This window comes from Nibribacter ruber (assembly GCF_009913235.1).
Classification (GTDB): domain Bacteria; phylum Bacteroidota; class Bacteroidia; order Cytophagales; family Hymenobacteraceae; genus Nibribacter; species Nibribacter ruber.
The window spans coordinates 1374780-1397814 of the sequence record NZ_CP047897.1 but is presented as its reverse complement, the minus strand read 5'-3'; the positions used below and the strand labels follow the sequence as shown (position 1 = coordinate 1397814).

General features: G+C 49.7%; 23 protein-coding genes and 2 tRNA genes. 14 read left to right on the top strand and 11 right to left on the bottom strand.

What is annotated here, in order from left to right; genetic code table 11:
- Nucleotides 1–24: 24 nt before the first annotated feature.
- The 6 genes from GU926_RS05935 to GU926_RS05910 all read right to left on the bottom strand — a co-directional run bounded on the left by GU926_RS05935 (nt 25) and on the right by GU926_RS05910 (nt 4809).
- A complete protein-coding gene (locus tag GU926_RS05935; RefSeq protein ID WP_160689952.1) occupies nt 25–657 on the bottom strand; it encodes a hypothetical protein in 633 nt (210 codons plus the stop codon).
- 8 nt (nt 658–665) lie between these two features.
- The gene (paaD, locus tag GU926_RS05930) at nt 666–1148 is read right to left on the bottom strand and encodes a 1,2-phenylacetyl-CoA epoxidase subunit PaaD (protein WP_160689950.1); all 483 of its coding nucleotides are present in this window, start codon (nt 1146–1148) and stop codon (nt 666–668) included.
- Nucleotides 1149–1717: 569 nt separating this feature from the next.
- The gene (gene paaC, locus GU926_RS05925; RefSeq protein WP_160689948.1) at nt 1718–2473 is read right to left on the bottom strand and encodes a 1,2-phenylacetyl-CoA epoxidase subunit PaaC; all 756 of its coding nucleotides are present in this window, start codon (nt 2471–2473) and stop codon (nt 1718–1720) included.
- Between the two features lie 3 nt (nt 2474–2476).
- On the bottom strand, nt 2477–3106 hold the full coding sequence (locus GU926_RS05920; RefSeq protein WP_160689946.1) for a phenylacetic acid degradation b: 630 nt from the start codon (nt 3104–3106) through the stop codon (nt 2477–2479).
- Nucleotides 3107–3213: 107 nt separating this feature from the next.
- A complete protein-coding gene (gene paaA, locus GU926_RS05915) occupies nt 3214–4197 on the bottom strand; it encodes a 1,2-phenylacetyl-CoA epoxidase subunit PaaA (RefSeq protein WP_160689944.1) in 984 nt (327 codons plus the stop codon).
- 24 nt (nt 4198–4221) lie between these two features.
- Complete coding sequence (locus GU926_RS05910; protein WP_160689942.1) at nt 4222–4809, bottom strand: TetR/AcrR family transcriptional regulator; 588 nt, start codon at nt 4807–4809, stop codon at nt 4222–4224.
- Nucleotides 4810–5023: 214 nt separating this feature from the next.
- Between GU926_RS05910 and thiL the strand changes: the two genes are divergently transcribed.
- From thiL to GU926_RS05895, 3 genes are read left to right on the top strand one after another with little or no spacing between them, the layout of a single operon-like run.
- On the top strand, nt 5024–6052 hold the full coding sequence (gene thiL, locus GU926_RS05905) for a thiamine-phosphate kinase (protein ID WP_160689940.1): 1029 nt from the start codon (nt 5024–5026) through the stop codon (nt 6050–6052).
- Between the two features lie 3 nt (nt 6053–6055).
- A complete protein-coding gene (locus GU926_RS05900; protein ID WP_160689938.1) occupies nt 6056–6310 on the top strand; it encodes a hypothetical protein in 255 nt (84 codons plus the stop codon).
- A gap of 11 nt (nt 6311–6321) precedes the next feature.
- Nucleotides 6322–6816 carry a DUF4265 domain-containing protein gene (locus GU926_RS05895; protein WP_160689936.1) on the top strand — a complete coding sequence of 165 codons (495 nt, stop codon included), beginning with the start codon at nt 6322–6324 and terminating at the stop codon, nt 6814–6816.
- A 78-nt stretch (nt 6817–6894) separates the two neighbouring features.
- Here GU926_RS05895 and GU926_RS05890 read toward each other — a convergent pair whose 3' ends face one another.
- Nucleotides 6895–7263, bottom strand: a complete 369-nt coding sequence (locus GU926_RS05890; protein ID WP_160694628.1) for a hypothetical protein — start codon at nt 7261–7263, stop codon at nt 6895–6897.
- Between the two features lie 111 nt (nt 7264–7374).
- A complete protein-coding gene (rlmD, locus tag GU926_RS05885; RefSeq protein WP_160689934.1) occupies nt 7375–8793 on the bottom strand; it encodes a 23S rRNA (uracil(1939)-C(5))-methyltransferase RlmD in 1419 nt (472 codons plus the stop codon).
- 446 nt (nt 8794–9239) lie between these two features.
- Here rlmD and GU926_RS05880 point away from each other — a divergent pair, with 446 nt between their 5' ends.
- Complete coding sequence (locus tag GU926_RS05880) at nt 9240–10046, top strand: SDR family oxidoreductase (protein ID WP_160689932.1); 807 nt, start codon at nt 9240–9242, stop codon at nt 10044–10046.
- Between the two features lie 399 nt (nt 10047–10445).
- Here the strand turns inward: GU926_RS05880 and GU926_RS05875 are convergent, their stop codons facing one another.
- Complete coding sequence (locus GU926_RS05875; protein ID WP_232058446.1) at nt 10446–11141, bottom strand: SH3 domain-containing protein; 696 nt, start codon at nt 11139–11141, stop codon at nt 10446–10448.
- 137 nt (nt 11142–11278) lie between these two features.
- Between GU926_RS05875 and GU926_RS05870 the strand changes: the two genes are divergently transcribed.
- The 8 genes from GU926_RS05870 to hemA all read left to right on the top strand — a co-directional run bounded on the left by GU926_RS05870 (nt 11279) and on the right by hemA (nt 18252).
- Nucleotides 11279–11351 (top strand) — tRNA-Lys (locus GU926_RS05870).
- A 67-nt stretch (nt 11352–11418) separates the two neighbouring features.
- Nucleotides 11419–11491, top strand: a tRNA-Lys gene (locus GU926_RS05865).
- 248 nt (nt 11492–11739) lie between these two features.
- Complete coding sequence (locus tag GU926_RS05860; protein ID WP_160689928.1) at nt 11740–12150, top strand: hypothetical protein; 411 nt, start codon at nt 11740–11742, stop codon at nt 12148–12150.
- Nucleotides 12151–12357: 207 nt separating this feature from the next.
- Nucleotides 12358–13902 (top strand): PAS domain-containing sensor histidine kinase, encoded by a 1545-nt coding sequence (locus GU926_RS05855; RefSeq protein ID WP_160689926.1) that lies wholly within the window; start codon nt 12358–12360, stop codon nt 13900–13902.
- 11 nt (nt 13903–13913) lie between these two features.
- A complete protein-coding gene (locus GU926_RS05850) occupies nt 13914–14363 on the top strand; it encodes a response regulator (protein WP_160689924.1) in 450 nt (149 codons plus the stop codon).
- A 14-nt stretch (nt 14364–14377) separates the two neighbouring features.
- Nucleotides 14378–15604 (top strand): hybrid sensor histidine kinase/response regulator, encoded by a 1227-nt coding sequence (locus GU926_RS05845; protein ID WP_160689922.1) that lies wholly within the window; start codon nt 14378–14380, stop codon nt 15602–15604.
- 2 nt (nt 15605–15606) lie between these two features.
- A complete protein-coding gene (locus tag GU926_RS05840) occupies nt 15607–16668 on the top strand; it encodes a response regulator (protein ID WP_160689920.1) in 1062 nt (353 codons plus the stop codon).
- A gap of 315 nt (nt 16669–16983) precedes the next feature.
- Nucleotides 16984–18252: a glutamyl-tRNA reductase gene (hemA, locus tag GU926_RS05835; RefSeq protein ID WP_160689918.1), complete on the top strand. Its 1269-nt coding sequence runs from the start codon at nt 16984–16986 to the stop codon at nt 18250–18252.
- 27 nt (nt 18253–18279) lie between these two features.
- On the opposite strand, the gene GU926_RS05830 is transcribed toward hemA, so the two are convergent.
- On the bottom strand, nt 18280–18702 hold the full coding sequence (locus tag GU926_RS05830; RefSeq protein WP_160689916.1) for a GNAT family N-acetyltransferase: 423 nt from the start codon (nt 18700–18702) through the stop codon (nt 18280–18282).
- Nucleotides 18703–18981: 279 nt separating this feature from the next.
- Between GU926_RS05830 and GU926_RS05825 the strand changes: the two genes are divergently transcribed.
- Together GU926_RS05825 and GU926_RS05820 are read left to right on the top strand one after the other, a co-directional pair.
- Nucleotides 18982–19455, top strand: a complete 474-nt coding sequence (locus GU926_RS05825) for a DUF4890 domain-containing protein (RefSeq protein ID WP_160689914.1) — start codon at nt 18982–18984, stop codon at nt 19453–19455.
- A gap of 53 nt (nt 19456–19508) precedes the next feature.
- Nucleotides 19509–21299, top strand: coding sequence for an AsmA family protein (locus GU926_RS05820; protein ID WP_160689912.1), 1791 nt, complete (start codon nt 19509–19511; stop codon nt 21297–21299).
- A 61-nt stretch (nt 21300–21360) separates the two neighbouring features.
- Here the strand turns inward: GU926_RS05820 and GU926_RS05815 are convergent, their stop codons facing one another.
- Nucleotides 21361–22995 carry a glycosyltransferase family 39 protein gene (locus tag GU926_RS05815; RefSeq protein ID WP_160689910.1) on the bottom strand — a complete coding sequence of 545 codons (1635 nt, stop codon included), beginning with the start codon at nt 22993–22995 and terminating at the stop codon, nt 21361–21363.
- Nucleotides 22996–23035: the final 40 nt, after the last annotated feature.

Genomic DNA, 23035 nt, shown 5'->3' with positions numbered 1-23035 from the left:
CTCTTCGTTTTATAGATAATAAGTTTATTCTTCTTCGGGGGTTTCTGTATTGGGCTTGCTGTTATCTACCCATTGGAACAAAGGCGCCGGTTGTAAGGTATCATAGGGCTTGCCCAAACGCGGAAGACGCTTTCTGTATCTTCTAATAAGCGTATTCATTTCCTTGGCGGTCACATCATAGCGGCTACGGTACATGACTACTTCGTTGTGGTGGGCCTGTATCTCGTTCTTCAAAGAATCAACTCTGGGAATGCCGGTAGAGCCGCTGTCTGGCAGAAAGGCAAATAAGGCTTTGTACACAGAGTCATGGGCCATGTCATACGCATCAATCATGTCTGAGTTGCTCATGGTCTTGCGGTCGTAGCGCAAAGTAGAAAGTCGCTTGATGGACTTCTGCAAATCGGCGCGTTGGTCAGGCGGAAGGACGGCTGGCGGAAGAGCGGCTAGCATTTCTTCCATATCTTCAATCTTGGTGCTGTCACTGGCCGCCATCACGGTCCATTTACCCGACAGCGTGTCTGACAAGGTAATCAATTGGGTTCTCAGCTGCTCAACTGAGATAGGACGGGCCAAAGGACCACTCTTTCCCGAGTCTTTAGAACAACTCGCGGCACCTAACAAAACTCCGAAGGCACACAGGTGTAAGTATTTTTTCATAGTTGGGGTTACAATGGCTTAAACTGCTCAAACATCTGTCGGCAATCATTACAGTAATGCATGGACCGGCAAAGGGTAGGGCCGAACGGCGTGCGCATCTCAGTGTTTTGGCTTTGACAGTTGGGACACGTGGCGTACTCCAGAATCTCCAAATCCAGAATGCCCTGGTACGGTTGCGGCGGCGCCAACCCGAAATCCTTCAATGCCTGTCTTCCTTTCTCTGAGAGCTTGTTGGAGTTCCAGGGCTCGTCAAAACTCATCACCACTTCAAAGGCCTTAATGCCATGCTTGCGCAACGACTGCTCTACTTCTGCCCGCATGTAGTCCATGGCCGGACACCCTGCAAACGTAGGAGTCATGCGAACCGTTACAAAACCGTCTGGGTTGAGCTCAATCCCGGTAATCACGCCCAAGTCGTTCAAAGACAACACAGGAATCTCAGGGTCTTTCACCTCCTCTAAAAACTCACGGATTTGCTCAACGGTCTGCATATGATTGTGGATTGTTAATTCTTGATTGTTGTTCTTGATTCTCAGGATACTTGAATAACAATAATGAGGCTGAAATGATGCTGAAGAAATGGAGTTTTTGAACCTAAATTCTGAATGTCAGAATAGAAATCTTTAAAAGTGATTCCAATTTTTACAGAATTAGCGCCCTGTTGATTTTTTTATAATCCTTTAAGTTCGTCGAAGAGTCTGGGGATACTGTTATGCAAAGTTTTATTTAAACAGTCTTTGTGCGCAAACAAACCTTGAGCTTCTCTCACGTTGGTAGGTAAACTTAATGATACCAGAATGGAAACCTCATATGGCATCGCATTGCCACATATACAACATTCTACAATCAGGTTTTCCATTTTAATTTTTCCAAACAACACCTAGGTCTATTATCCCAAGCAATTAATCAAATAAATACAGTGCAAGGTGATTGACTGTTTTAATAATAAGCAAAAAGTCGTTTTTGGCTTGTTTTCACAAAAGTAGGCCAAAAACGACTTCTCAATATTTCATGATGTGTGCTGTGTGAACATTCAACAATCAGCAACTAACAATAAAATCTACCACTCAGCGGTTGGGTCTAGTTTGAAGACTTCGGCCATTTCATCTAAGAGAGGTTGAAGATGTTCTGTGTGCTGTCCGTAACGGCCACCGTACACGGGCGTGAGGCTAGCCAAGTCAGGTAGTTTTAGGCTTGTTTTGGCCAAAACAGCCGAAATTCGGTTTTCCCATTCTGCTTGGATAGAAGTTTCGCCTACATACACGCCGGCGTCAATCAGTTCCTGCTCATACTTGGACGGCTCAAAGATGCCTAGTGCATAAGGCAAAGCGTAGTCTAAAGCCTGTTGTAAGCGTGAGATGCTTTCCTCGGTGGCGGAGCCTAGTTGCTTGACCATGGTATTGCCGTGCAACACGTGGTACTTTACTTCGCCTTTGAGCTTGGTGGCAATTCTGGCGATGCCCTCATGGCTGGATTGGCTCAAGGACTCAAAGCGCAAGGACTCAGCGTTGTCAAACAAGAAGTGTCTAATCAAGCTGAAATCATACTCACCAATGGGCAGTTCTGTGAGTTGGCAGTTGTGGAACTGGTCTGCGTTGCGCATGAAGGCGACGGTGTCTGGTTCGCCTTCGCCTAGTTCATGTAATAGAGAATAGAAGGCCAGGCTGTGGCCAAGTTTGTCCTGGGCCATGGAGGAAAAGGCGATGTCTTCTTCCAGCATGGGCCCCATGCCGGTCCACTCAGAATTGCGGTGTCCCAGAATCAACTGGTCATCGGCTAGCTTGTATAAAAGGTCTTTGATGGCTAGGTCCTGCATGGCTTATTGGGCTTGTCTTTCGGCTTTGAAACGGTCAATCTTATCTTGCACGCGGTACGCAGTGGCTTCGCGGTACTTCTTCTCTGGCGTAGTGAGCCAGATGTCTTTCTCTTGCTCTTCGCGCAGAACATCCTGGCTGGCCACCACCCACACGTTCACCACCGGTGGCGTATTCAAGGTCTGCTTAGCCACTTGCAAGGCCTGCTCATAAGAACGGGCAGTCACGGTGCCAGCATGCACGTGCGCTTTGCCACGCTTCTTCAAATGGAAAATTTCATAGGTCTGCTCAGTTTCTTCTGGCGTAACGGCCAGTTCCTGCAAGGTGTCATAGAAAGACGTGTTGTCATCTACGTAAGGTGTCACAAACACGCGTTGGGTTTTCACAATCCACATGCCGGTGCAGGCCGCGCGACGGCTGTATTGCTCTTTCCCGAACAAGAAGGCAATCTCTTCATTGGCACCGTGTACCGGACCGACATAGGAAAAAGCTTTGCCTTCTTTCTGCTGATGGAAGACCTCATAGGTTTCCAGTTGGTCTAGTTGCGGTTTCTGCTCTTGTTCAGCCTCGGCCTCAATGTGCAGGCGAGTGACGCGTGGGTCAAGCGAGTGGATGTGTTCTGTGTCTTGAGACATATTCTTTGGTGCTAAGCCTCAGGTCTGGAGGCTAAGTTAGGATGTCCTCTATTAGGAGGACTTGGTTATGAGAAAGGTGCTAGCCTTTTGGGCTAGCACCTTGTGGTTTATGCTAATGGTCTAACGTAAGAAGCCTTCGGCGACAAAAGCGCGCGTCTTACCCAGGCACCGCGTTCTTCGGCGGAACGGCGTACGGCAAGTCGCTCTGCGTTGCAAGGGCCGTCTCCGTTAATCACGCGTTTGAATTCGTCCCAGTCTGGCTCAGTGTATTCCCAAACACCTTCTTCGTTTTTACGCAATTTGGCATCTGGAACCGTTAAGCCCAATTCCCAAATCTTAGGCACATACATGTCCAGGAACTGCTGACGGCAGGCATCATTAGAAGCCATTTTTACTTTCCAGCGCATCAAAGTCTCGGTGTGGGTACTCATCTTGTCACTCGGCCCGAAGAACGTCATGATTGGCGGCCACCAGCGGTTCAAAGCTTCCTGAATCATCTGGCGCTGTACCGGTGAGCCTGTGGCCATATGCACTACGGCATCATGACCGTATTTCAAGTGGAAGGCTTCCTCGGCGCAGATTCTGTCCAGGGCACGGCAATACGGTCCGTAGCTTCCTTTGGCGTTGGCCATCTGGTTGACAATGGCACCCGCGTCAATCAGCCAGGAAATGATATTGGAGTCTGCCCAAGTAAAGGCAGGGTAGTTGAACACGTTGGAGTATTTGCTTTTGCCGTTGATAAGGTCGGTTAGCATCTGCTCACGGGTCTTGCCAAGGGTTTCAGCGGCGCTGTAAAGTAATTGAGCGTGGCCTACTTCGTCCTGCACCTTGGCCATCTGGGCCAGCTTGCGTCTGAAGCCCGGGGCACGGGTAATCCAGGTACCTTCTGGCAAAGCGCCGATAATCTCAGAGTGGGCGTGCTGTTCAATCATACGCACTAATTGCTTGCGGTATAATTGGGGCATCCAGTCGTTGGGCTCAATTTTCTCTCCACGGGCTATGCGGGCTTCAAACTCTGCCAACAACACCGGGTCTTCCTGCTGAAGGTCATCAAACTTGGTGGCCTCAAAAACGTTTCCTCCTCCGTACATAATATTCTTATTTAGAGTATTGCCTTATGCGTTTTGCGCGTGTAATTCTGTGTTCAGTAATCCGTTTAAGAGCAGATTAGACAAGTAATCGGCTATCTGGTCGGGGTTCATTTTTCCTTCTGGCTTGTACCAGGTGTGGAGCCAGTTCAAACTAGAGAGCAAAGTCAGTACCACAAATTTCTCATCGGTGACTCTGAACTCGCCATTGGCGATGCCCTCTCTCACAATCTCCCTGAAGCCTTCTTCATAGCGGTGGCGCATCTGGCTGAATTTGCTCAAAGTAGGCTCGCTCAGGTGCTTCCACTCATTTAAGAACACGCCCGCCGCCTCTGGGTTTTGGGTCAGGACCCGCACGTGGGCGGCTACGGCCAGCTGTAATTTCTCAGAAGCCGGCACTGCCTTGTTCTGTACCTGTTCAAACGCGGCTACAAACGCATCTGCCATTTTAAAGCACACGCGTTGCAGGATATCTTCTTTAGACTTGATGTGCGAATACAAACTACCGGCTTCAATGCCCAGTTCCAGCGCCAGGTCACGCATGGTGGTGGCGGCAAAACCTCTGCTTCTGAAAAGCGATGTGGCAACTTGGTCTATTTGTTCTTTACGCGACATAGTACTGGTGGTGATGAGCATCAAATCTATAAAAGCTAACGCTCGTTAGCAAATAAAAGTTTAATATACAGCCTTTACCTGTGAAATGGCAAGCCCCAACAAAAAAGCTATCTTTGCGTTTTCGGGCTGTTTCTATTAAAATAGCCTAAAAACGCCTCAAAGCCAGATTTGGCGAGCGGGCGCGAATCGTATAAATACCTAGAAAATACACACTATGTCTGAATATACCTCCTTAGATAGCCTCGGCGAGTTCGGCCTGATTAGAAGACTGCAAGAGCACGTTGAGTTGCAAAACCCATCTACCGTTTTAGGCATTGGCGATGATGCCGCCATCATTGAGCCCGGCCAAAAGCAAATGGTAGTGACCACTGATATGCTCATTGAGAACGTGCACTTTGACCTGACCTTCTGCCCGCTCAAGCACTTGGGGTACAAAGCCGTAGCCGTAAACGTCTCTGATATAGCCGCCATGAACGCCATTCCTACCCAAATTGTGGTGAGTCTGGCCATTAGCGCGCGCTATACGGTAGAGGCTATGGAAGAACTGTATGAAGGCATGCGCTTGGCCTGCGAAAACTACAAAGTAGACCTGGTAGGCGGAGACACTACCTCGTCCCGTTCTGGTCTGGTGATAAGCGTAACGGCCCTAGGCGAAGTAGAAAAAGGCAAAGCCGTTCTGCGCAGTACTGCCCAAGTAAATGACCTTATCTGCGTAACCGGCGACTTAGGCGGCGCTTACTTAGGCCTGCAACTACTGGAGCGCGAGAAACAAGCGTTTTTAGCCGACCCAGAAACTCAACCAGAACTGGAAGGCAAAGACTATGTGGTAGGTCGTCAATTGCGCCCCGAGGCTCGTATGGACGTGATTCATGAGCTGAAGGAACTGGGCGTGCACCCAACTTCTATGATTGACATTTCTGACGGATTGGGTTCTGAGTTATTACACATCTGTTCGCAGAGTAGGGTAGGAGCTGCCGTTTTCCAGGACAAACTTCCGGTAGACCAACAAACCCTAGACACCGCCGAGGAATTCAAGATTGACCCGGTGACCTGTATCATGAACGGAGGCGAAGACTATGAACTACTCTTCACGGCCAAACTCTCTGACTACGATAAGCTCAAAAATCACCCAGACATCACCATCATCGGTAAAATCACAGACGCCGCTGAAGGGGTGAACCTGGTGACGCCAAGCGGCAACGCCCATGCCATTAAAGCTCAAGGCTGGAATCATTTTGCCTAAAAAGTGAAGCTACTTTTTCAACTCTTAGGCCTGGTAGGCACCGTTGTTTTGCTGGGCTTGGCTACGTTGCTGTTTCAATTGATTAACCATTCCTGGATACTCATCCTTCTGTTGGTAAGTGCGTATGTGATAGGCAAACTGTTGCAAAAGCGAGCCACCAGTGAATATATGAAGGCGCTGGGCTGGGGAATAAGATGGGGCGGGGTAGCTTCGTTTCTGTTGTTTATGGGAGTGATTAGCTACCTGTACATTAGATAGGTTCAGTTATTATGAACGAGGAAGGTTTAGAGAAAATACATATTGACCTGCCTAATCATTGGGTTGTTGGTGGAGAATCAATGTGGGCTGAACCGCTTGGGAATGACTTGTTTCAAATTGAGAATGTCCCTTTTTATGCATATGGTTTAAACTTTAAAGATATTGTTAGGGCTACTTCTGACTCTGAGGAGCTTAAACCAGAAATCAGGGAGTTGATAAAGCCAAGCGGACGTAGAACATTTAGGATATGTTTCAAGAGCCAAGTAAGCAGGGAACAACAAGAAGTAATACTTGAATCTTTCTTTGAACATCATGTTTCTTATGAACGGGCAGATGATATATATGTGGCACTGGACATGAAACCCGAAGGTGATTATCAAGCTGTTTTTGATAAGTTGGAGTCCTACCAAGAACAGTATTTTATAGGATTTGAAACTTGCGAAGCAAGAGTAGAGGGAAGCTTTGATGACGTGCCAGAAGATGACGAAGATATAATGGAGGCCTAATAAAACCAAAGTAACTAAAAACAAGAAGGGCGAATCTTTTAAGATTCGCCCTTCTTGTTTTATGAATTGAAGTAATCCTTAATCCTCTGGATACGGCACAAACACGAAGTTCATGAACTCGCGGTCTACCACAAACAGACAACAATATTCGTCTGCATCGCGGTAGGCTTGCTGGAAGTCCTCAATCATGTCTTCGGCTACCAGTTTACGGTTGATAAAGTCCTCCAAATAGGAGGCATTCACGTTCCACTGCAAATTGCGTTCAGAAGCTTCAATCAGCAAGCCGCCAATCTTTGTCACCTCTCTGGAGAACACAAAGATGGGGTACTTGGAGATGTCGCGCTTTCTAATCTGGTAAGAAGCTTCCTTCAAGGTATCAGACACCTGCACAAAGTCTTGTGTGATGGTGCCTAAGTATTTGCCGTTTAATTCTGGGTCGTTCTGCATGATAGTAATAACGTATATCAAGTAGCACGATGCTTGTGCCAAATGGTTTACAAAGTATTTCCGTTTTCGGCCTGTTTTGGTCAAACTAAGCCGAAAACGAATAATTGATTTTTAGCTCTTCAAAGACAGCAAGGCCACGCTCTCAACGTGGTAGGTCTGCGGGAACATATCTACGGGTTGCACCTTTACCACGTCATAGGCCTCTGACAGCATCTCCAAGTCGCGAGCCTGGGTAGACGGGTTACAGCTCACGTAGACAATGCGGTTGGCTTTCACCTCTATCAACTTGGCTACCACGTCTGGGTGCATACCGGCACGCGGCGGGTCAGTGATGATGACGTCAGGACGGCCGTGCTTGGCAAACAGGTCGTGGTTCAAGACGTCCTTCATGTCACCGGCATAGAAATGCGTGTTGGTGATGTCGTTTATCTGCGAGTTGATTTTGGCGTCTTCAATAGCGCTGGCCACATACTCAATGCCTATCACCTGCGCCGCAGAACGGGCCACGAAGTTCGCGATGGTACCTGCGCCCGTGTACAAGTCATACACCGTCTCAGTGCCACTTAAAAGGGCAAACTCTCGGGTCAGTTTATACAAGTTATAAGCCTGCTCAGAGTTGGTCTGGTAAAAAGACTTCGGCCCGACTCTGAAGCGCAAGCCTTCCATCTGCTCATGAATGTACGGGTCGCCGTGGTAGCAAATCACGTCCAGGTCATGAAACGTCTCATTGCCCTTGTTGTTGACCACGTACTGCAAAGACGTAATCTGCGGAAAAGCCTGCAACAAGAAGTCCAACAGCGGTTGCAACCATTCCATCTTGTCCTGGAAGACCTGCACAATCACCATCAAGTCACCGGTGTTGGCCGTCCTGATGATGAGGTTCCGCAGGAAGCCTTCCTGCTTGACCAAATCAAAAAACGGCAGGTCGTTCTCTAGCGCATACTGCTTCACGGCCAGTCTAATCTCATTAGACGGCGCCGGTTGCAGATAGCAGTGCTGAATGTCTACAATCTTGTCAAAGCGCAACGGCACGTGGAAACCCAGCGCTCTCCGCTCAAACTCCTGGCCGCTGTTAATCTGCTCTTGGGTCAGCCAGGAATTGCCTGAGAAGGTAAACTCCAACTTATTACGGTAGAAGCTCACGCGGTCCGAAGGCAGAATAGGCAACATCTCATAGCCGGTAATCTTGCCGATGCGCTCAATGTTGTCATTCACCTGCTTCTGCTTGTAGAACAGCTGGGTGTCATAGGCAATGTGTTGCCATTTACAGCCGCCGCACACCCCAAAATGCTCACAGAACGGCTCAATACGCTGTTCTGAGTAAGCATGGAAATGAATAGGGGTGGCCTCCAGGTAATTCTTGCGTTCCTTGGTCACGCGCACGTCCACCACATCTCCAGGTGCAACGCCCGAAATGAACACCACCATGTTGTCATGCCGGGCCAGACACTTGCCTTCGGCGGCCATCTCTTCCACGCGCAACTCTGGAATGATGTTATACTTATGTTTTTTCTTCTTGAATTTTCTCACGATGCCGCAAAAATACGAAGAAATGTGGGGATGGCCTTCTCAATTTCAAAAGTCCGTTTTTAGGCTGTTTTCTGGAGATCAGGCCAAAAACAAACAAGCGCAGACCTTTCCCCCTAGAGGGAGAAGGTTAAGATGAGGGAGTTGACTATATTGAAAATGGCATAACAGGAATGTAGAGACAATGTCACTGCCTTGTCTCCTGCGCATTGCTTTCTTTAGGAGGGGTTCTAACACTGATGTAAACACCCCTCTTCGCTCCCCTCAAGGGGAGTATTTGCAATTAGAGACGCCTTTAGCTCAAGGCCTTGTAAAAAGGCAATATTCGTTCTTAGGTTATTTTCTGGAAAACAGGCAAAAAGCGGCTCTTTTTACAATTTACTGACTTCGGCCATTGCCAAAAGTTCTTGTAGTTTTGTAGAGGCGCTTATCGCCAACTTAGCAAAAGCATGAAAAACAAAGTCATCATCATCACCGGCGGATCTTCGGGCATTGGACGGGCTTGCGCGCTGGCCTTTGGAAGAGCCGGCGGAAAAATAGTCATCAACGGCAGAAACGCCCAGAAACTAAACGAGGTAGGGCAGGAACTGGCCGCAGCCAATATTGAGTACTTGGCCGTTCCCGGCGATGTAAGCCAGGAAGAAGACTGCTGCCTTTTGATTGAGCAGACGGTGGCTAAGTTTGGGAGGATTGACGTGATGCTCAACAACGCTGGTATTAGCATGCGGGCCTTGCTCCAGGATGTGGAGCTGGACGTGATTCGGCAACTCATGGACATCAACTTCTGGGGGACCGTTTACTGTACCAAGTTCGCGCTGCCGTACATTCTGGAAAGCAAAGGCTCTATCATAGGTGTTTCGTCCATTGCGGGCTACCAAGGTTTGCCGGGCCGCACGGGTTATTCTGCGTCTAAGTTTGCCATGCAGGGCTTCCTGGGTGCCCTGCGCACCGAAACCTTGCACCAAGGCATTCACGTGATGGTGGCCTGCCCCGGCTTCACGGCGTCTAACATTAGAAACACCGCCCTAGCCGCCGATGGTAGTCAGCAGGGAGAATCACCGCGGGATGAGGGAAAGATGATGACCTCTGAGGAAGTAGCCGACCGTATTCTGTACGCCACCCGTAAACGCCTGCGCGACATTGTCATGACTACGCAAGGCAGGCTGGCCGTACTGTTAAGTAAATTCTTACCGGGTTTGACAGACAAGTTGGTGTACAACCAAATGAAGAAAGAGCCCAACTCGCCATTTAAATAGTAGGCTCGGCAAAAAGATTTAAATCCGTTTTTGGCCTGTTTTCCAGGAAGCAGGCCAAAAACGGATTTTTTATTTATATCAATACCAATCCGATAGTCACTTTCCTTTTTAGCACCATTTCCCATTTGTCATCCTGAAAGGATCTTGGTGGCAAGCTGTAATGGCGCCTACTTAGTGTAACGCGATTGCAGCCAAGGCAGAAGATTGCCGATGAATGGGAGTTTGTTTTATAGCTAAGGCCTGTCTATTTTGCCCACGAGATCCTTTCAGGATGACAAAAAGGGGGAAGAGAAGCCTGGCAGTGAGTGAGTGAGTGAGTGAGTGAGTGAGTGAGTGAGTGAGTGAGTATCGTTTTTGGGATGTTTTCCAGAAATCAGACCAAAAATGGCAATTCAAACTTTAGAACAACTTCTGCACGCTCAATGGCTGCGGCAATAAGAGCAGGTTGTTTTTTCTGATGTACGCCGTCTGGTCTTTCCACTCAATGCGGTACCAGATGTCCTGCTCGCCTACAATGTTCACGCGGTGACCCACGCCGGCCGTGGTCACCAAACCAGCCCCCGCCGAAGGTGCCGTCATGATGGGGACGTTGGCATTCAGGATGAGGCCCTGTTGTCCAAGGGTGAGGAAATTGGCGTAAAAGAAGAGAAAGGCCACATATACCAGAAAGGTGCCTTGGGTTTGCTTGGCAATGGGTTTCTTCTTCACCCAGCGCCGCACCAGAATGGTCAGGAAAACCACAGCGCCAATGAGCAGCAGTTCCAGGATCTTGTCATAGTATTTGTGAAACTGGGTTTTGAAGAAGTCCCAGTCGGTGTACTCGTAGCCTTGCAGGTGCTGTTGCAGGCCCACTTCTTCCATCTTTTTTAAAATGGAGCGGCTGGGGTGCTTGCTGTAGTAAAGCTGCAGGTAGTACATAGACTGCGTGTAGCGTTGCAGGCCCTCCTGGACGTAGGCCATTTTCAAGAGCATCTGCGGCGTGTACACCCGCTGCTTGGTGAGCAATTGCTCGTAAATGGTGAACGCCTGGGTATATTGGTGCTGGTTGTATAAAGAATCTGCCCGGGTTAGTTTTTCTGTAGTAGATTGAGCCATAACCAATTGAGAAAGGCACAGCCACGCCACACAAAAAACACTATAGAATTTACGGGAAAAGTTTGGCATTTTGAGAAAGGGCTTTTACTTTTGCATCGCAATACGGGGGAACGCCCTGGTAAGCAAAGGTAGTAAAAGATTCTGTAGCTCAGCTGGTAGAGCAATACACTTTTAATGTATGGGTCCTGGGTTCGAATCCCAGCGGGATCACATGATTACACAAAGCCTTTCCGGTTTTAAACCCGGAAAGGTTTTTTTACCACCTTTTATTTTTTCTGATTCTGTAGCTCAGCTGGTAGAGCAATACACTTTTAATGTATGGGTCCTGGGTTCGAATCCCAGCGGGATCACGGTTAGTTGGAAAAAGCCTCTCTTCGGAAACGTGGAGAGGCTTTTTTGTTTTATTCCCATGCCCGGCTGGTCTCACCTCACGCATTTGCTTCTCCCAGTTCCTTTCGGTTAATTTAAGGCAATGGGCACTTTCAGGACCTTTCTTAATCCATTGTACTCGCTTATTAGAGCAGCTCTAGGCCTTGCCGCATTTGTTGGAGCATTTTACATAGGGTACAGGATTGCCAGAGACTTGCACGCGGGAGAGATGGCGCCTTCCCCCGCTAGCGTATTCCTCTCAGTGGCCTATTTGTTGATGGGTGGCACCATGGCGGGCATATTGCTTTCTAAGGCAGTAAGCGAGTTTAAAACATACACCATTGGTGAGCAGGGCATTACGGTGTATAATTACCTGACCTTTACAGAGAAAACGTATTATAGCCGCCAGGTAAGAGGATTCAGCATATCACACTTTCCATCGGGTGGCTGGCGGTTTTTGGTAGTCATTCTGTACCTGGAGAACGGCAAGAAATTAGAGCTAAGGCAGTTTAATTTCTTAAACTTCAAGAAGATTGCGCCTGCGCTACAGGCAGCCGGTTATCATAGTTTTGGGTTTGAGCCTTATAGGTGGAAATTCCTCAACTCCCGTCATTTTCTGTTTGAAGGCAAGGTAGCCTAAGGCATTCCCGGTGTCTTGTGCCAATTCATAATTCCAATTTGGTGATGATCTCTTAGAGGCGCGCATGTTCCGTTTTTGGCCTCTTTTCAAGAATTCAGGCCAAAAACGCTTTGAGGTAAACTACTCGTATACCCAAGACTGGTGGCAAAGGTCAATGCTTCTTGATACCTTGCCGCATAGTTTCTACATTTATAGAAATTGATCGCTTTGGAAGAAACGCATTTGACTCCCTCTCATAACCCTGATGACCAGGCCCGGTTGCAGGCCATCATAGACGCCGCCATTGACGGCATCATCACCATAGACACCCGTGGTCGCATTGAATCTGTGAACCCCGCGGTGTCTGCCATCTTCGGGTACCAGCCAGAGGAGATGATTGGCAACAACATCAGCATGCTCATGCCTGAGCCAGACCACAGCGCCCATGATCAGTACATAGAGAACTACCAGCGCACGGGTCAACGCAAGATCATAGGCATTGGCAGAGAGGTGAAGGGCCTGAAGAAGGACGGTACCGTTTTTCCGTTTCTGCTCAGCATTAGTGAGGTCAAGTTGCAGGATAGCGTCATTTATACCGGCATCATCCATGACATCTCCCGGCAGAAGAAAGCCGAAGTTGCCCAGCTGGAAAGTGAGCATAAGATCCAATCCATCATTCAGACGGCGGTAGACGGCATCATCACCATAGACACGCGCGGCATCATTGAAATGGTAAACCCTGCGGCGGCCCGTCTGTTTGGCTACCATGAATCAGAAATTCTGGGGCATAACATAAGCCTGCTCATGCCAGAGCCAGACCATAGCGCCCATGACGGCTACATGGACAATTACCAAAGAACCGGTAAGCGCAAGATTATTGGCATTGGCCGTGAAGTGTCTGGTTTGAAGAAGGACGGCACCGTGTTTCCGCTGTTTTTGAGCATCAGTGAGGTGCAACTGGCAGACCGCAAGGTGTACACCGGTTTTATCCATGACATTACGCAGCAGAAGATAAGCGAAGAGCGCCTGCGCCGCTATGCCGCAGAACTGGAGCGCAGCAATCGGGAGCTACAGGACTTTGCGTATGTATCGTCGCATGACCTGCAGGAGCCGTTGCGCAAGATTCAGGCCTTCGGTGACAGGCTCAAGTCTAAGGAGAAAGGCAACCTGAGTGAGCAAGGCCAGGACTATGTAGACCGTATGCTCAATGCGGCGGTACGCATGCAGAACCTCATCAATGACCTGCTCACCTTCTCCAGGGTGACCACCAAGTCCAAAGGATTTGAGAAAGTAAGCCTGGATGCCATCCTCACCGAAGTGCTCTCTGACCTGGAAATCACCATTGAACGCACGGGTGCCGAGATTGAGCGCTATCCTTTGCCCATCATTGAGGCAGAACCTACGCAAATGCGCCAGCTCTTCCAGAACCTCATCAGCAATGCCATCAAGTTTAGGAAGGACAATGAGAGACCTCACATCAGAATCTCATCAACTGACTTTCAGCGCTGGGCGCATTTAACGGCCACCCCGGGTGACGAAGTGGTGAAGATTGTAGTGGAAGACAACGGCATTGGCTTTGAAGAGAAGTACCTTGACCGGATTTTTAATATCTTTCAGCGTTTGGAGGGCCAGAAATACGAAGGCTCCGGCGTGGGACTTGCCATTTGCCGCAAGATTGCCATCAAGCACGGTGGTGACATTACGGCCCGCAGCCAGCCCGGCAAAGGAACCCAGTTTATTATCACGCTGGCCAAAAAGAACTTACAGGAATAAACCCGCATAGTATGTCGCATAGTAAAAGACCCATAGTTATTCTAATTGCCGAAGATGACGCCGAAGACCGCATGCTGGTCAAAGAGGCCCTGGAGGAGAGCCGCCTCATGAACAACATCCAGTTTGTGGAGAACGGCGAAGAACTGATGGAGTATCTGCACAACCGCGGTAGGTTCTCAGATAAATCTGAATATCCCACTCCGGGCCTCATTCTGCTGGACCTTAACATGCCTAAGAAAGACGGCCGCGAGGCCCTCAAGGAAATCAAAACCGATGACCATTTACGCGTGATCCCGGTGGTGGTGCTGACTACCTCTAAGGCCGAGGAAGACGTGCTGCGCACCTATGACCTGGGCGTGAGTTCCTTCATCACCAAACCCGTGACCTTTGCCGGCCTGGTAGACGTCATGCAGACCTTAAGCAAATACTGGTTCCAGATTGTAGAACTGCCCAAAGCCTAACCTGCCATTTGCGGATGCAAGACAAAATCAGAATTCTGTTGGTAGATGATGATGAGGATGATTACATCATCACCCGTGACATCATAGAAGACATTCCGGGCCGTCATTTCTCCCTGGACTGGACGGCGTCTTTTCAAGAGGCGCTGGCCCTGGTCAAGCAGGGCAAGTATGATGTCTATCTGGTAGACTTCTTTCTGGGAGCGCATGACGGGCTGGAACTCATCACCAAAGCGGTGGAGGAAGGCTGTACCGCGCCGTTTATTCTGCTCACCGGGCAGACAGACCGCGAGACTGATGAGAAAGCCATGCGCGCAGGCGCCTCTGATTATCTGGTAAAAGGCACCTTCAACCCCTTTGATCTGGAACGTTCCATCAGGTACAGCCTGGAACACGCCAAAAACCTGGAGGAAATCCAAAAGCTCAACTCTGAATTAGAGGCAAGGGTAGAGGCGCGCACGCAGGAACTGGCCGAGGCCATCCAGAAACTGGAAAACACCAACCGTATCTTGCATGAGGCCCAAACAGACATCCAGAAGGCGTTACAGAAAGAGAAGGAATTGAACGAGCTTAAGTCACGGTTTGTGACCACGGCCTCACATGAGTTCAGGACGCCCTTGAGTACGGTTTTGTCTTCTGCGTCTCTGATTGGTAAATACAAATCCACTGAGGACGATGACAAGCGCCAGAAACACGTGGCACGCATCAAGTCTGCGGTAGAAAACCTCACCACCATCCTCAACGACTTCCTGTCCATGAGCCGCATTGAGGAAGGCAAAGTCCATAACCTGCCCAGCACGTTTGATCTGGTGGAGTTCTCGCAAGAGGCCGTAGAAGACATGCAGGGGCTCTTGAAAGAAGGCCAGCAGATTCAATATCAACATACAGGTGACCAAACACTGGTGCACCTGGACAAGCAATTGCTCAAGAACATTCTGCTCAACCTGCTTTCCAACGGAAGCAAATACTCTGGAGAGGACAAGCCCATTCTGTTTACCACCAGCGTTGGAGGGTCAGCCGTGACCATTACCGTAGAGGACAAGGGCATAGGCATACCCAAAGCCGATCAGGTGCATTTGTTTACGCCGTTCTTCAGGGCGCAGAATGCCACCAACATTCAAGGCACCGGACTGGGTCTGAACATTGTCAAGCGCTACGTAGAAGTGATGGACGGTACCATGCACTATGAAAGCGAACTGAACAAAGGCTCCCGTTTTTCGCTTATTTTCCCCAAATCTGCCTAAAAATGAAAAAGATACTGCTCATAGAAGACAATCAGGAAATCAGAGAAAACACCGCCGAGATTCTTTCTCTGGCCAATTACCAGGTGTTTGAGGCTGAGAACGGAAAAGTAGGCGTAGAACTGGCCCGTCAGGAGAAACCAGACCTGATCATTTGTGACATCATGATGCCACAACTAGACGGTTACGGCGTATTGCATATGCTCAGCAAGAACCCAGACACTTCCAGCATTCCCTTTGTTTTCCTGACGGCCAAGTCTGAGAAAGAGGATTTTAGAAAGGGCATGAACCTGGGTGCTGATGATTACCTTACCAAACCCTTTGACGACCTAGAACTGCTGGACGCCGTGGAAATGCGCCTTAAGAAAAGCGAAATTCTTCGCCAGGACTTTCAGAAGACCGTCCAGGGCCTGGAGCAGTTTGTAGAAGAGGCCAGAGGATTTGAAGAACTCAACCACCTCATCTCAGACAAACGCCGCGTCACGCTCTTCAAGAAGAAGAACAACCTGTTCCTGGAAGGCAGCTACCCTAACTCCTTGTTCTTTTTGAACAAAGGCAAGGTGAAGGGCTATAAGTCTAACGAGGAAGGCCGCGAATACATCACCAACCTCTACAAAGACGGCGACTTCATTGGCTACCTGGACCTGCTGGAAGACAGCACCTACCGCGAATCTGCCATGGCCCTAGAGGATTCTGAAGTGTACGTGGTACCCAAGGAAGACTTCTTTGCGCTCTTGCACCAAAACCGAGACGTGGCCAACAAGTTCATCAAGATCCTGTCAGATAACCTGGCCGACCGCGAAGACCGCCTCCTGAAACTGGCATACAACTCCGTGCGCAAACGCGTAGCCGAGGCCTTGATTCTGGTAGAGAAACAGTACCAGCAAGAAGTAGACGGCAAAACCGAAATCATCATCTCCCGTGAGGACTTAGCCAGCATTGTGGGCGCCTCCAAAGAAACCGTCATTCGCACGCTGGCAGACTTCAAAGACGAAAAGCTCATTGACACCCGCGGCAGTAAAATCATTCTCCTGAACCTTGAGAAGTTAAGCCGCATGAGGAATTAAGGTTTTAAAGACTCAAGACATAAGACACAAGATGTAGGACTTTTAATGCCTTCCATTTTGTGTCTTTTTGTTTTAAACGATTAATTGTCGCCGCCCTTGTTGGTGTTATCACCAACAAGCCAAACTACCTGACAAACGCTAACCCGGCTATCACCAAAGTACCTTTCCGTTTTTGGCCTGTTTCCCAGAAAACAAGCCAAAAATGACCTACCAGCTTTCGCTCAAAACTGAGGCATTCCTACTAAACAAGTGACCAATGTCATGTTTTCAAGTGGCGGTCTATACTAATTTTGTAGTGTAATCTGAGAGAAAGCAATGCAAAGCACCTTCAAAGTCCTGACGTTATCTTATAAGCAAGCCCCCATAGCCGTAAGAGAAGCTGTGTCTTTAAATGAGATTGCCGGCAAGAACCTGTTGGACAAAATCAAAGACTTCACGGCCATACAAGAGGCCATGGTGCTTTCTACCTGCAACCGTACCGAAGTCTACTACACCGCTGACCAGGATTTCTCCACTGAACTCATCAAGCTCATCGCCATTGAGCGCGGCTTTATTGCCACCAAAGAAGTAGCGCCGTATTTTTTGTCCATCACAGACCATGACGCCGCCGTTAAGCACTTGTTTAACGTAGGGCTGGGTTTGGAGTCACAGGTGGTGGGCGACATGCAGATCATGAACCAGGTGAAAAACGCCTACCAGTGGGCGGCAGACGCCAACATGGCTGGTCCGTTCCTGCACCGCTTGTTGCATACCATCTTCTTTACCAACAAGCGCGTGTGCAATGAGACCGCGTTTAGAGACGGTGCCGCGTCGGTGTCGTATGCCACGGTTGAACTGGTAGAGGAACTAACCCAGCATTTGGTGAACCCACGCGTGCTCATGATTGGGGTGGGAGACATTGGCGCCAACGTGTGTGACAACTTCCAGAAGTCATCGTTGCAGAACATCATCATTGTGAACCGCACGCATAGAAAAGCGCAGGACCTGGCCACCAAGTGCAATGCCACTGCCGTGTACTGGGAGAACGTTTGGCAGGAGATTGCGCTGGCAGATGTGGTCATCTCATCGGTGCCCGGCGATTGCTTCTTCATCAGCAAAGAGGTGGTAGCGCAGCAAGGCGTGTCCAATCAAAAGTTCTTCGTGGATTTGTCCATGCCCCGCAGCATTGACGCCGCCCTGGAAGAACTTTCTGGCGTAGAAGTGTACAACATTGACACCATTAAAAACCGCGCCACCGAAGCCCTGGAAACCAGGCTGGCCTCTATTCCGGAGGTAGAGCAGATTGTGCAGGAGAGCATGGACGAGTTCAAAACCTGGACCAGAGAAATGGCCATGTCGCCGGCCTTGCAGCAGTTCAAAAACCGCCTGGAAGAAATAAGACAGCGCGAGTTGGCCCGCTACGTTAAAAACCTAAACGACACGGAGAAGGAACTGGTAGAGACCATCACCAAGAACATCTTGAATAAAATTGTGAAAATGCCGGCCTTGGAACTGAAAGCCGCCTGTCAGCGCGGGGAGTCTGAGGCGTTGCTGGAAGGACTGAGCGCCTTGTTTCAATTAGAGCCGGCAAGCGTAACGGCGTAATCAGATAAAGGCTTTGGTCAATCTGAATTAAACGCCAGGTAAATACAAGTCCATCACCACATAAGGCACTCCTTCTTTAAAAAAGGGAGTGCCTTTTTCTTTGAACCCGAACTTCCGGTAAAAGCCAGCCTTTTCCTGGCGGGCGTGGCACCAAATCCTTTTCAGGCCCAGTGAAGAGGCATGCGTTAGGAGGTGCTGCAGCAGCTGAGAGCCAATTCCCCGGCCTTGCATAGCCTGCGCGGTGGCAAACTTCCTGAACTGCGCTTCTTCTCCCTTCAAAAAAACCGACATCACTGATACCAGTTCCTCGCTCAAAAAGGCCCCGAAATGCGTGCCCGTGTCATCTTCGGGCAGTTGCACAAAGGATACAGGCTTGTGTGGCCACAAAACCTGTTGGCGCAAGTCTAGCGTCTGGGCCGGTGAAATAAGGGCAATCCGGAGTGTCTCCATGCTTTTAGTCTATTCTACAATGTGGCAATCGTTTTTGGCCTGTTTTCTGAGAAATAGCCTAAAAACGGGGTAAGGTATTGGTTGTAAGTTGATTGAAGTAGAGGTCTGCAGGCCTGATCAGTATATTTTTCCTTCGGATAAAAAAAATAGTCAAATATTTAACCGTGTAGGTTGGTTTTTGGCACGGGCTTTGAATATAAGGAATCAACCAGGCGGTTGAAGATCTTACCGCTCCTGGAAAGAACTAAATTTAAGAAACTAACCCCTAAATACACCAATATGAAAAAGTTGATTCTAATGCTCTCCATGGGAGTGCTGGTTGCCGGAAGCTCGTTTGCCCAAGATGGTCCGCAGAAAGTAAGAAAAGAACGCTCTGAGCACCACGTTCGCAAAGATGGTCAGGAGAGAGTGCGCAAATCACCGGAAGAAAGAGCCGCCAAGCGCACCGAGATGATGGCCAAGAAATATGACCTCAACAAGTCTCAGCAGTCTAAACTGCAGGCGCTTTTCTTAAAGCAGTCCAATGAGATGGCCGCTCAGCGCAGCAACCGTCTGGAAGCCACTCAGAAAGACCCTGCGCAGCGCCAGGCCAGAAAAGCCCAGCACGAGCAGTATAACAATGAGCTTAAAAAAATTCTTTCTAAAAAGAAATACGCCCAGTTTGAGGCAGACCGCAAGGAGATGAAAGAAAAACAAGCTTCTAAAAGAGGACAGCGCCAAGGCAGAGGCCAAAGACAATTGGAGAAAAGCTAAGAGTTTGCATATCCCCCGGAGTGAGAAAGGCCAGCATTTGCTGGCCTTTCTTTGTGTTAGATACTTTGGGGCTTGCCGTAGAAGGACTCCTCTTCTTTGAAAAGGGGAGCGGGCATGCGCAACAAAATGGGAAGATTTCTGCTTTCCTGCGTAGAAGAGTAGCCAACATTTTTCTAGTGGAGCAGCTAAGCACAAAAAGTATAGTCAAGAAATGGTTCTGGGCCATGGTAGCGGTGGCAGCCTTATTGCTGCTAGCGGTTGTATGGGTGCGCGTGTACCTGGACCCCTGGGCAGAAAAGAAGCTAGCCGAAGAAGTAAGAAGCAAATCAAATGGGGAGTACCTGCTCAAAACAGGATCAGTGGATGTTTCTCTACTAGCCGGAACGGTGACCATAGATTCGCTGGAACTTGCCCACCAACCGGCTGTGTGGGAACGGTTGCAGAAGTCAAACCCAGCGCAGGCAAAGGCCATGGCCATAGACCTGCAGGCCACGCGCGTGAACCTCACAGGCCTGAGCTTTCTAGATTTGCTTCAGAAGAAGCCCTTGCGCCTGGGTAATTTGCAGTTAGACCATCCCAACCTGGTACTCACCCAGATGAAACCAGACACCAGCCAACCAAAACCCCTGCATGAAAAACTGACTGGACAGCTAAAAGGCATTATCCTTCAGAAAATAGTCATAAACAATGGACGGCTTCGCTATAAAAGCAGTCCCAGGCAAAAGGCAAGTGAAGTAGAACTTACCGGGTTGAAGGCCACTGCTTATCATCTGCAGGTAGACAGCGCTTCTTTTCAAGACTTGTCCCGCGCTTTTTACTGCCAAAAGATAGAGGCCTCTGCGGCCACCACCAACCTGATGCTGCCCCAGCAATATTACCGCCTCAAAACCGGAGCAGTTGCGTTGTCCACCACAACCAAGCAGGTAAAAGTGCAGCAAGCGGCTTTGGTACCGCTGCTGGGACCCAAAGCCCTGGCCAGAAAAGCCGGCCGGGCCATTGCCAGGTTCAACATTACGGTGCCGGTGCTAAGGTTTAGCAAGGTGCAGTTTGGTACCTTGTCACGTTATGGCAATGTGCAAGTGGGCGGCGTGCAAGTACTTAACCCCAGCCTAAGGGCCTACATGGACTGTAAGAACTTTCCCATCAAGGGAGTGCAGCCCTTGCCGCAAGATCTGGTACAGAAGCTTCCGTTTGGTCTCACCATTAAGCGCGTGGCCATTCGCTCCTTAGATGTACGGTATGAAGAGCTGGCACCTGAAGCCACCCAAACGGGAACGCTGTTCGTGCGCAACATCATTGCCCAAATTTCCAACCTTACCAATGACAAAAACCTCATGACCCAGAAACGCCCGGCGGTGGTAAAAGCCACAGGGTTGATCATGGGCAAGGCCTATATGGCCGCTACGGTTAAACTTAACTTGTTAGATCCGCAAGGCCGTCATACCATAGTGGGCCGCATTGGCCCAGGCAACCCGGCCGTCCTTAACCAGATGCTGGAACCTATCCTGCACATGAGCGTGAAAAGCGGCGAGATAAAGAAAGGCTCCTTTCAAGTATCCTTGAACAGGACATCGGCTAAAGGCATCATGCTGATTCAGTATGACGGGTTTAAGGTGGATTTGCTGTCCAAAGACGGGGAGAAGCGCCAATCCCTTGGGAAGAAGCTTCTTTCTTTTGCCGCCAACAAAATGGTGATAGATTCAGACAGCCCGTCTAACGGGAAGGAGCCTGCCCAGGTGCCCATTCAGGTGGCCAGGAGAAGCGATCGGTCCATTCTTACCTATTGGAAGGATTGCCTAGCCGATGGCGCGCTGCATGCCCTGGGCGTTAGCAGCATGAAATAAGGGCTGCCCCGTTTTTAGGCTGATTTCCAGAAAACAGCCTAAAAACGCCATTCAGCCACTTTTACTGCCGCCATTCCTGCTGCTTTTGGTGCGCCCTCTTCACCAGGGCCTGCCCCACCACCGATGAGACGCCCTTCAGTAAATACGTTCTTGCCCCCTGCTCCCGCGCGAAGGGCGTGGAGAGCGAGTCTATGAGCGTGACCGACTGCACAAACGGCTTCTCTTTTTCTCTGAGCGGGGCTTCGCCGGCCTCTTTCACCAGCACTATGTTCTGTACCTTGAGGGCAGTAGGATACCAGAAAATGTAGTCTGCGTTGAAGGAGTAGGCGGCGGGCACGTCCTTGGCTTTGTAGAAGTTAACCGCGCCTGTTTGCCCGTAATTGTCACAGATAATCAAGGTGTTGGCCCTCTCAGCCACAGGCACCAGAGCAAAGGCTTTTTCTACGTGTTGGGTCAGCTCGCGCCAGCCTAGCATGTCGGCAAAGTCCTGCGGCAGCTCATGGTCATGGCCGTCTTCCCACTTGAGTAAATTATACTTCTTGAAAGGAGCCGCGTTGGCGTGTATCTGGGTGGGGGACAACACCGGAAACAAGACCTTCACCAAGGGCACAAACAGCAGCAGATTCAGAGCAATCCAAAACGGGCGCGTGATTCGTTTCCAGCCCTGCCGGAACAGGTGCTCCCAGTACACGGCGCCCACGCACAGCAGCACCGGGTAGATGCCTATGGCGTAGTAGCTCTTGGCCCGCAGATAAGTGAACAGCAGCATAGTGACTACAAACGCCACACCCACAAACCGGTAAGGCCGCAAGCCAGGGTACAGCATCATTCCCAGTAAAGCCGCTCCCAGCAAATACACAGACCCGAAGAAAAACAACACCTGGTCCAGCCAGAAGGCCCCTCGGTCTACGTTGACCAATTGCGTGGCCTCCAGTTCCTGCATGTGATGGATGACCGGCCAGCCGTGGCTGTATTGCCACCAGAGATTAGGCAAGAAGATGAGCAAAGCCAATACCGCCGCCGCATACAAAGCTGGCTGGGTGAAAATTCTGCGATGTTCAGAAAAAGCCAGGGCCGGCAACAACCCAACCACCAGAAAAGCGATGTTGTATTTGTTGAGCACGCCAAATCCTACCACTACGCCCAGCCACAACAAATCTTTCGGCTGGTGCCACCTTACGTACCTGATCAAGAGATAAAAGACCAGCGTCCAGGCCAGAATATCCGCTGAATTGGGCTGAAACAGCATGTTCAGGCGCAACAGGGTAGAGAAAAGAAGCGCGCCAGCCACTAATACTTTGGCATACCAGCCGCCCTGCAACTCCTGCACTATCTTCCAGGCCGTGACCATGGTGAGCGCCCCAAACAAGGCCGGGAAGAACCGTACCCAGAAAACTCCGTTGCCCAACGCTTTAATGATCCAGGCCACCCAAGACGTAAACGGCGGCACTGATAGGTACCCCGCCGCTAAATGATTGGCCTGGTCCAGGTGCAAGTATTCATCACGGTGCAGGTCATAACTACTGTCTACCAGCGCATATTGCAGCCCTAGTTTCAAAAGCACCAGCGCGCCTAATACCAGCCATTCAGGCAGTGAAAACGATTTGGAGGGAGAGGAGTGCGTGCCAAGCGTAGCGTGTGAGATGGAGGTTTGAGTAAGCAAGGGAGAAGACGTTGGGATTATGAGTGGATTCACTTGCAATAAATGTCGTTTTTGGGCTGTTTTCTGTAAAACA

Coding starts and splice junctions, on each gene's coding strand:
- GU926_RS05825 (WP_160689914.1), top strand. CDS start 18,982: ATGAAAAAGTTGATTCTAATGCTCTCCATGGGAGTGCTGGTTGCCGGA.
- paaC (WP_160689948.1), bottom strand. CDS start 2,473: ATGCAGGACCTAGCCATCAAAGACCTTTTATACAAGCTAGCCGATGAC.
- GU926_RS05840 (WP_160689920.1), top strand. CDS start 15,607: ATGAAAAAGATACTGCTCATAGAAGACAATCAGGAAATCAGAGAAAAC.
- GU926_RS05890 (WP_160694628.1), bottom strand. CDS start 7,263: ATGCAGAACGACCCAGAATTAAACGGCAAATACTTAGGCACCATCACA.
- GU926_RS05845 (WP_160689922.1), top strand. CDS start 14,378: ATGCAAGACAAAATCAGAATTCTGTTGGTAGATGATGATGAGGATGAT.
- GU926_RS05850 (WP_160689924.1), top strand. CDS start 13,914: ATGTCGCATAGTAAAAGACCCATAGTTATTCTAATTGCCGAAGATGAC.
- hemA (WP_160689918.1), top strand. CDS start 16,984: ATGCAAAGCACCTTCAAAGTCCTGACGTTATCTTATAAGCAAGCCCCC.
- thiL (WP_160689940.1), top strand. CDS start 5,024: ATGTCTGAATATACCTCCTTAGATAGCCTCGGCGAGTTCGGCCTGATT.
- GU926_RS05880 (WP_160689932.1), top strand. CDS start 9,240: ATGAAAAACAAAGTCATCATCATCACCGGCGGATCTTCGGGCATTGGA.
- GU926_RS05920 (WP_160689946.1), bottom strand. CDS start 3,106: ATGTCTCAAGACACAGAACACATCCACTCGCTTGACCCACGCGTCACT.
- GU926_RS05875 (WP_232058446.1), bottom strand. CDS start 11,141: ATGGCTCAATCTACTACAGAAAAACTAACCCGGGCAGATTCTTTATAC.
- paaA (WP_160689944.1), bottom strand. CDS start 4,197: ATGTACGGAGGAGGAAACGTTTTTGAGGCCACCAAGTTTGATGACCTT.
- GU926_RS05830 (WP_160689916.1), bottom strand. CDS start 18,702: ATGGAGACACTCCGGATTGCCCTTATTTCACCGGCCCAGACGCTAGAC.
- paaD (WP_160689950.1), bottom strand. CDS start 1,148: ATGCAGACCGTTGAGCAAATCCGTGAGTTTTTAGAGGAGGTGAAAGAC.
- GU926_RS05910 (WP_160689942.1), bottom strand. CDS start 4,809: ATGTCGCGTAAAGAACAAATAGACCAAGTTGCCACATCGCTTTTCAGA.
- GU926_RS05935 (WP_160689952.1), bottom strand. CDS start 657: ATGAAAAAATACTTACACCTGTGTGCCTTCGGAGTTTTGTTAGGTGCC.
- GU926_RS05860 (WP_160689928.1), top strand. CDS start 11,740: ATGGCGCCTTCCCCCGCTAGCGTATTCCTCTCAGTGGCCTATTTGTTG.
- GU926_RS05895 (WP_160689936.1), top strand. CDS start 6,322: ATGAACGAGGAAGGTTTAGAGAAAATACATATTGACCTGCCTAATCAT.